Annotated in this window: 6 protein-coding genes; all 6 read left to right on the plus strand. The window is 46.7% G+C overall.

Going from position 1 to position 7805, the window contains the following annotated elements:
- Nucleotides 1-284 precede the first annotated feature (284 nt).
- Nucleotides 285-611 carry a type II toxin-antitoxin system HigB family toxin gene (locus tag VMW01_12405; GenBank protein ID HUW07053.1) on the plus strand — a complete coding sequence of 109 codons (327 nt, stop codon included), beginning with the start codon at nucleotides 285-287 and terminating at the stop codon, nucleotides 609-611.
- The gene (locus VMW01_12410; protein ID HUW07054.1) at nucleotides 586-1032 is read left to right on the plus strand and encodes a helix-turn-helix domain-containing protein; all 447 of its coding nucleotides are present in this window, start codon (nucleotides 586-588) and stop codon (nucleotides 1030-1032) included. The genes VMW01_12405 and VMW01_12410 overlap by 26 nt, the downstream gene beginning before the upstream one ends.
- 256 nt (nucleotides 1033-1288) lie before the next feature.
- Nucleotides 1289-2452 carry a THUMP domain-containing protein gene (locus VMW01_12415; GenBank protein ID HUW07055.1) on the plus strand — a complete coding sequence of 388 codons (1164 nt, stop codon included), beginning with the start codon at nucleotides 1289-1291 and terminating at the stop codon, nucleotides 2450-2452.
- A gap of 283 nt (nucleotides 2453-2735) precedes the next feature.
- Nucleotides 2736-5498, plus strand: coding sequence for a leucine--tRNA ligase (leuS, locus tag VMW01_12420; protein HUW07056.1), 2763 nt, complete (start codon nucleotides 2736-2738; stop codon nucleotides 5496-5498).
- Nucleotides 5498-6370, plus strand: coding sequence for a YitT family protein (locus VMW01_12425; protein ID HUW07057.1), 873 nt, complete (start codon nucleotides 5498-5500; stop codon nucleotides 6368-6370). The genes leuS and VMW01_12425 overlap by 1 nt, the downstream gene beginning before the upstream one ends.
- 196 nt (nucleotides 6371-6566) lie before the next feature.
- The coding region (locus VMW01_12430; GenBank protein HUW07058.1) for a peptidoglycan DD-metalloendopeptidase family protein at nucleotides 6567-7805 on the plus strand (1239 nt) is incomplete at its 3' end.

The raw sequence follows: 7805 nt of genomic DNA on the forward strand, positions 1-7805 counted from the left end.
CGCTTGGCTGCCGAAGGAAGAGGGGAATGGGGACTAATACGCGGAATAGGCCGTTGGCCTAGCGAGCGTGGGAGTTCACCCCGTTCTCTTCTTCTAAAAGTAGTAACTTAAAAACAGTAAGGCAAATCTAAAGGCGAGCGGATAAAGTATTGTAGACCAACATCGCAATTTAAGATGCTAGTTCCTCGTAAAGAATCAACAAATTAGTATTGGACAAAAGTGAAATGAAATATATCCACAAATAAAGTTACCAAAAAGGGTAACATGAGCTATCTTTGTAAAGTATGAGAATAGTAAAAGAGTCAACATTAACCGAGTATTGTAAGGAAAGCAAACATCAACAGGCGGAGGAGTCTGTTAAAGCTTGGATTTACGAGGTTAGGTTCTCAACATGGCATACCGCAAATGAGCTAAAAGCAAAATACGGCAATGCCAGTATTATAAGTTCAAAGCGTGTAGTGTTCAACATAAAGGGCAATGATTACCGCTTGATTGTTGACGTAGAGTATAAGTTGAAAATAGTCTTTGTCGTTTGGTTCGGAACACATAAGGAATACGACAAGATAGATGCAAAAACAGTAAGATATGAAGACCAAAATATTAAAAACTGAAAAGGAATATAGCGAAGCTTGCGAGCGTATTTATACCCTAATTAACAGCACTGCTGAGGCCATTGAACCGGACAGCCCAGAAGGTGAAGAAATGGAGTTACTATCGTTGCTAGTGGGAAAGTATGAGCAGGAACATTACCCCATTGAGGCACCAAACCCCATTGAGGCCATAAAGTTTAGAATGGAACAAATGAATTTAAAACAGGTTGATGTAGCACTATTGTTTGGAGGAAAAACAAGGGTATCGGAAGTTTTGCATGGTAAACGACCATTGACTCTAAAAATGATAACCCTGCTGAACAGATATTTAGGAATTCCATTGGAATCGTTGGTTGCAGGAAACAAAGAGTTGACGCTTGAACCCGAAAAAAGGGATAAGCTTTTACGCATTGCATCCATTAAAGAATATATCTCCCGCTAGTCCGCACTTATAGTTTATGGCATTATCAAGCTGTTCGCCATATTCCAAAGATAGGGTTGCCGAAGAGTTGGGTAAACCGTTTCAATGGTTTCTAATTTCCAATGCACATTTCGGTGTTCCTAATTCTTCTGAGAACTATTGCTACCTTTGTGCACTCATAATCTCGCTGTAAGCCAATGGCATTAAATGCATAATGTGATGGCTGTATTCTGGGGAGCTATGTTTTTTTTGATTATTTACGTTAGAAATAGGGATATTGGAAAAGTTTGAGATTGTAGCCAAAACGCTATTTGGCTTTGAGGAGATTTTGGCTGCCGAGCTTCGCGAGCTTGGTGCCAGCGACATTAAAATTTTGACCCGCGCGGTTAAGTATAAAGGGGATAGCGAGCTCCTGTATAAAAGCAACCTGCTGCTGCGCACTGCCATTAAAATTCTGAAGCCCATTGCCTCATTTAACGCAAACAACGAGGAGCAGCTCTACCAAAAAGTTCGCGGCATCGATTGGTCGCAGTATATGACCGTTGACGATACGTTGGCCATCGACGGCATCACCTTTAGCGATGTGTTTACCCACTCGCAGTATATTGCGCTTAAGACCAAGGATGCCATTGTAGATCAGTTCCGCGATGAGTTTGGCGTTCGTCCAAACGTTGATATTGAGAATCCAAGCCTTCGCGTCAACGTGCATATTGCCGACACCACCGTATCCATCTCCCTCGACAGCAGCGGTAAGTCGCTGGGCAAGCGAGGTTACAAAACCGAGCAGAATGCTGCCCCGTTGAGCGAAGTAATGGCTGCCGGAATTATTATGCTTTCGGGATGGGACAAGAGCCGTCCGTTTATCGACCCCATGTGCGGTTCCGGAACCATTCCCATTGAAGCTGCGTTGATTGCACGTAACATTCCTGCCGGGAATTTCCGTCACTTTACCTTCGAAAGTTGGAAAGATTTTGATGTCACTCTCTGGGAAGAGATAAAGCGGGAGGCCAATGCAAAGATTGTTCCCTACGATGGCAAGATTATGGGTTTCGACATCGATAGCCAATCCATAAGAATTGCTCGCGACAATGCAAAGCGGGCAGGGGTTGACGATATTGTTACCATTGAGCACACCGACTTCTTCGAAACAAGTCCGGGCATCGACAATGCTCACCTGGTGATGAATCCTCCCTACGGCGAACGGCTCGAAGAGAAGGAGGATATGATTGACCTCTACAAGGCTATTGGAGACCACTTTAAGCAGCACTACAACGGATGCGACGCTTGGGTTTTGAGCGGCAACCTCGATGCCATAAAGTTTATTGGGTTGCGTCCATCGCGTAAGATATGGCTATACAATGGCCCCATTGAGTGCAAGCTCCACAAGTTTGAGATGTACAGAGGTAGCAAGAAGGCTTCGAAGCAGGAGAGCCAGAGCTAATCGCTATTCCATAATCATTGGAGGGTATTTGCTAGTAGGTAGGTGCCCTCTTTTTATTGATATGTTGATGAGTTAATCCAAGTTTGGACATAAGCGTAACGCTCAGGCGAATTCCGGATTTTCAAATTGCCTCATTGGCATATTTCTTCGGTCTTCCGACTCCTAGCTTCCGACCCTTTCCCTCTCCTCTCTCTTTTTCGTCACCCGTCACTCTTCTGCCACCTGTCACTTTCCCGTCACTCTTTTTTTCTTAATTTCGCAACCTGTATATAATTAGGTAACCATGGATTACAATTTTTCGGAAATAGAGCAGAAGTGGCAGCGCTACTGGAGCGAGCACAAGACTTTTCATGTGGAGGTAGATTCGTCAAGACCCAAGTTTTTTGTCCTCGATATGTTCCCATACCCATCGGGAGCGGGGCTTCACGTAGGACATCCGCTGGGATATATCGCCTCCGACATCTACTCGCGCTACAAGCGTCACTGCGGCTTCAATGTGCTTCACCCCATGGGTTACGATGCCTTTGGACTGCCGGCCGAACAGTATGCCATTCAAACCGGCCAGCATCCAGCCATTACCACCGAAAATAACATTCGTCGCTACCGCGAGCAGCTCGATAAAATTGGCTTCAGCTACGATTGGGACCGTGAGTTTCGCACCTGCGACCCCGAATACTACAAGTGGACCCAGTGGGCATTCGTCCAAATGTTTGAGCACTGGTATGATCTAAAAACACAGATGGCCGAGCCGATTTCGGCCTTGGTTAATGAATTTTCGGAAAGCGGTAACACCTTGGTCGAGGCAGCCTGCAGCGATGTGGATACCTTTTCGGCAGACAAGTGGAATGCCATGAGCGAAAGGGAACAACAGGAAGTGTTGCAGGCCTACCGTTTGGCTTATCAGGCCGACATCATGGTAAACTGGTGCCCAGCTCTGGGAACCGTACTGGCAAACGACGAGGTGAAGGAGGGTATGTCGGTTCGTGGTGGTCATCCCGTGGAGCAGCGTAAAATGCGCCAGTGGTGCCTGCGCATTAGCGCCTATGCACAGCGGCTGCTCGATGGCCTCGATAAGGTTGACTGGACCGACTCGCTTAAGGAGATACAGCGCAACTGGATTGGCCGTTCCGAAGGTGCAGAGGTCAACTTCTCGCTAAAAGATTCCGACGAAAAAATACTGGTGTTTACCACCCGCCCCGATACCATTTTCGGCGTTACCTTCATGGTAGTTGCTCCCGAAAGTGAGCTGCTGCAGTCGCTCACCCATCCCGACTTTAGAGCACAGGTTGACGACTACCTCAATGAGGTAAAGTCAAGGTCGGAGCGTGAGCGTATGACCGAGGTAAAAAAGGTTTCTGGACAGTTTTTAGGAACCTACGCCATAAATCCATTCTCCGGTAAGGAGGTGCCCATTTACGTGAGCGACTACGTGCTTGCAGGATATGGAACTGGAGCCATTATGGCCGTTCCTGCTCACGATAGCCGCGACTACGCCTTTGCAAAGCACTTCAACCTGCCCATTATTGAGGTGGTGAGCGGTGGTGACATCAGCAAGGAGAGCTACGATGCCAAGGAGGGAAAGTTGGTTAACTCCGATTTCCTCAATGGACTCGACGTTAAGAATGCGGTAAAGCGGGCAATAGCCGAGGTGGAGAGCCGCAAGTTGGGACAGAAAAAGGTGAACTTCCGCCTGCGCGATGCTACCTTTAGCCGTCAGCGCTACTGGGGTGAGCCATTCCCAATTTTCTATCGGGATGGAATGCCCTTTCCGGTCAATGTAGATAAGCTGCCATTGGAGCTGCCTGAGGTTGATGCCTACCTGCCCACAGAAAAGGGTGAGCCGCCTCTTGGTCGCGCTAAAAGCTGGAATACCCCCGAAGGTTACCCTTACGAGCTGAGCACCATGCCCGGTTTTGCAGGATCGTCAGCCTACTACCTTCGCTACATGGACCCTCGAAACGATGAGGCTTTGGTTTCCGTTGAGGCAAACAGCTATTGGCAGGATGTGGATCTCTACATTGGCGGTACCGAGCATGCCACCGGACACCTCATCTACTCCCGCTTCTGGAACAAATTTCTCTTCGACATGGGCAAGGTCTGCAAGGAGGAGCCCTTCCGTAAGCTCATCAACCAGGGCATGATTCAGGGACGATCCAACTTTGTATATCGCATAAAGGATACCAATAAGTTTGTCTCATTGGGGCTCAAAGGTCACTACGATACCACCGAGATACACGTGGACGTAAATATTGTTTCCAACGATATTCTCGACATTGATAAGTTCCGCGCTTGGCGACCCGAGTTTGCCAGTGCCGAATTTGTTCTCGAAGATGGCAAGTATGTTTGCGGTTGGGCTGTGGAGAAGATGTCGAAGAGTATGTATAACGTGGTAAATCCCGACGACGTGGTGGAGCACTACGGTGCCGATACGCTGCGCATGTATGAGATGTTTCTTGGTCCTTTGGAAGCCAGCAAGCCTTGGGATACCAACGGTATCGATGGTGTATCTAAATTCTTGAGAAAATTTTGGCGTCTGTTTACGAACAAGAATGGCGAAATAGAACTGAGCACCGACAAGGCTAACCCTGCAGAGCAAAAGGTGCTACACAAAACCATTAAGAAGGTGAGGGAGGATATTGAGAACTTCTCGTTCAACACTTCCGTGGCTACTTTTATGATTTGCGTAAACGAGCTGGGCGATTTAAAGTGCTCCAAACGCGAAATTCTAGACCCGCTCACCGTCCTGTTGGCTCCCTTTGCGCCCCATATTTCAGAGGAGTTGTGGAGCCTTATGGGCAACAAAGCCAGCATTGCCGATGCACGGTATCCTGAGTTCGACCCAGCCTACTTGGTTGAGTCCAGCTTCGAATATCCAGTTTCGTTCAATGGGAAGTTGCGCTTTAAGAAGGAACTGCCTTTGGGAATTTCGGTTAAGGAGATTGAAGAGGCTGTGCTTGCCGACGACAATACAAAGAAGTATCTCGACGGAAAGCCACCCAAGAAGATAATTATTGTGCCAAATAAAATTATCAACATCGTAGTGTAATGAAAAAGGCCTATAAGTTTATTAAGCCATACGTTGTCATCACCTTTGGGTTGCTGCTTTACGTTACCGCCTGGACCACCTTTTTGATTCCTTCCGGTATCACTGGTGGTGGGGTCAGCGGTATTGGTGCGCTGGTTTACTTTGCCACCGGCATTCCAGTGGGGTTAACCTACTTTATTATTAATATTTTTCTTGTTGGCTTAGCCATAAAGATATTGGGAGCCAACTTCGGGGTTAAAACCATCTTTGGTATCATAATGGCGTCCATCCTTTTCTCGGTTTTGCAGAAGCTCATTACGAGGCCATTGCTTGAGGATAAGTTTATGTCGGCCATTATTGGCGGTATGCTCAGCGGGGTGGGGATTGGCATCACCTTTACGCAAGGTGGCTCGAGTGGGGGTACTGACATTATTGCCATGATTGTGGGCAAGTATAGGAATATTAGCCCCGGACGAATTATCCTCTTTTGCGATGTTTTTATTATTGCGTCGGCATTTGTGGTTATGCTCGACAAGACACCGATTGAACGTCTACAGATAATCGTATATGGGTACGTGGCAATGGCCATCACCGCCTACGCAATTGATGCAGTGCTTTCCGGTTCCCGGCAAAGCGTGCAGGTTTTTGTTTTCAGCAAAAGCTACGGCGATATTGCCGATAGGGTGACCAAGGAGCTGGGGCGTGGTGTTACGGTTATCGACGGAGAGGGTTGGTATAGCAAGGAGCGCCAAAAGGTGCTCATTACCATGGTTCGCAAGCATGAGCTGTCGGATGTATACCGAATTGTTAAGGAGATAGACAATGATGCCTTTATTAGCGTTTCGCTGGTAATGGGGGTTTATGGCAAGGGATTTGAACGAATAAGGGCGTAATTAAAAAGTTAGGGTTAAAAGTTTTATGGACTTGCCTTAGCATTTCCGTAGCCCATAAACTCATAACTCTTAGTCTATAGCCTAATTTTCCCCCTTCCGCCAATTCTTAGCTCTATTTAAGTTTTGGTTCCATCTCATAATTATTACTTTTGGCCACAAGAGTCTAGAAATTTTCACAAGGGTTACATTTTTTGGAATGAAGAAGAGATGGCTGTGGCTTATTTTGCCAGTTACCGTTGTAGTGGCGGTTTTTTTGTACATTAGTATAGAGGAAAGGGTTGAAGACAGTATAGTTGAAAAGGAACCCCTTCCACCTGTCATGGAGTATGGCATTCCGGTCGACTCTTTCAACGTGGAAACCGAGGTGGTAAAGCACAACCAAACTCTTGCGTCCATTCTCTACGACAAGGATTTTTCCAATAGCCAGATTTATGAGTTGACCCAAAAGGCTTTGGGTGTGGTCGATTTGCGGAAGATTAAGGCGGGAAACATGCTTAAGTTTTATACCACCACCGACTCATCTGAGCACCTTTCATATATGGTGTATGAGCAGTCACCCATCGATTATGTTAGGTTCACCTTTGGCGATTCCATAACAGTGCAACGAAGCCAGCGAGCAGTAATGGCCGTAAAGCGAATTGCTCATGGAACTATAAAAACAAGCCTTTGGGAAACCATGGTTAACGATAGTATTCCGGCTGCCTTGGCACTCGACCTGTCTGATATCTATGCATGGACCATCGATTTTTTTGCCCTTCAGCAAGGCGATAGCTTTGAGGCTATTTACGACGAACTTTACGTGGGCAATAAGAGCATTGGCATTGGAAAAATATATGGAGCAAAGTTTATTCATCGTGGTGATACAATTTTGGCCATCGATTTTCCTCAGGATTCGGTTGATAACTATTGGGACGAGTTGGGTCACAACCTGAGAAAGGCATTTCTTAAAGCTCCACTGCGCTTTTCCCACATCACCTCCCGCTTTTCCATGAGGCGCTTTCACCCCATTCTTCATATTTACCGACCCCATACAGGCGTGGATTATGCTGCGCCGATTGGCACACCAGTAATGAGTATAGGCGATGGAACAGTTATTGGGAAGGGCTACTCAATAGGTAGTGGAAACTACATTAAAATTCGACACAACTCCACCTACACCACTGCCTATAACCATTTTTCACGATTTGGGAAGGATATTGCAATAGGTAGGCGGGTAGTTCAAGGACAAATCATTGGTTATGTTGGAAAAACGGGTTACGCCACCGGGCCACACCTGGATTTTCGAATTTGGAAAAATGGCTCTCCCGTAAATCCCCTCACCGTTAAGTCACCTCCTGTAGAGCCGCTTCGATCGGAGAATATGGCTGCCTTTGATGCACATCGTGACTCGGTATTGGCTGAGCTGGATGGAAAAATTAAAGTTGGCATCGATACG

Origin of the sequence: Williamwhitmania sp. (assembly GCA_035529935.1) — a bacterium.
Classification (GTDB): domain Bacteria; phylum Bacteroidota; class Bacteroidia; order Bacteroidales; family Williamwhitmaniaceae; genus Williamwhitmania.

Excerpts from the sequence above, each read along its gene's own strand:
- VMW01_12425 (HUW07057.1), top strand. The coding sequence starts at position 5,498 with ATGAAAAAGGCCTATAAGTTTATTAAGCCATACGTTGTCATCACCTTT.
- VMW01_12410 (HUW07054.1), top strand. The coding sequence starts at position 586 with ATGAAGACCAAAATATTAAAAACTGAAAAGGAATATAGCGAAGCTTGC.
- leuS (HUW07056.1), top strand. The coding sequence starts at position 2,736 with ATGGATTACAATTTTTCGGAAATAGAGCAGAAGTGGCAGCGCTACTGG.
- VMW01_12405 (HUW07053.1), top strand. The coding sequence starts at position 285 with ATGAGAATAGTAAAAGAGTCAACATTAACCGAGTATTGTAAGGAAAGC.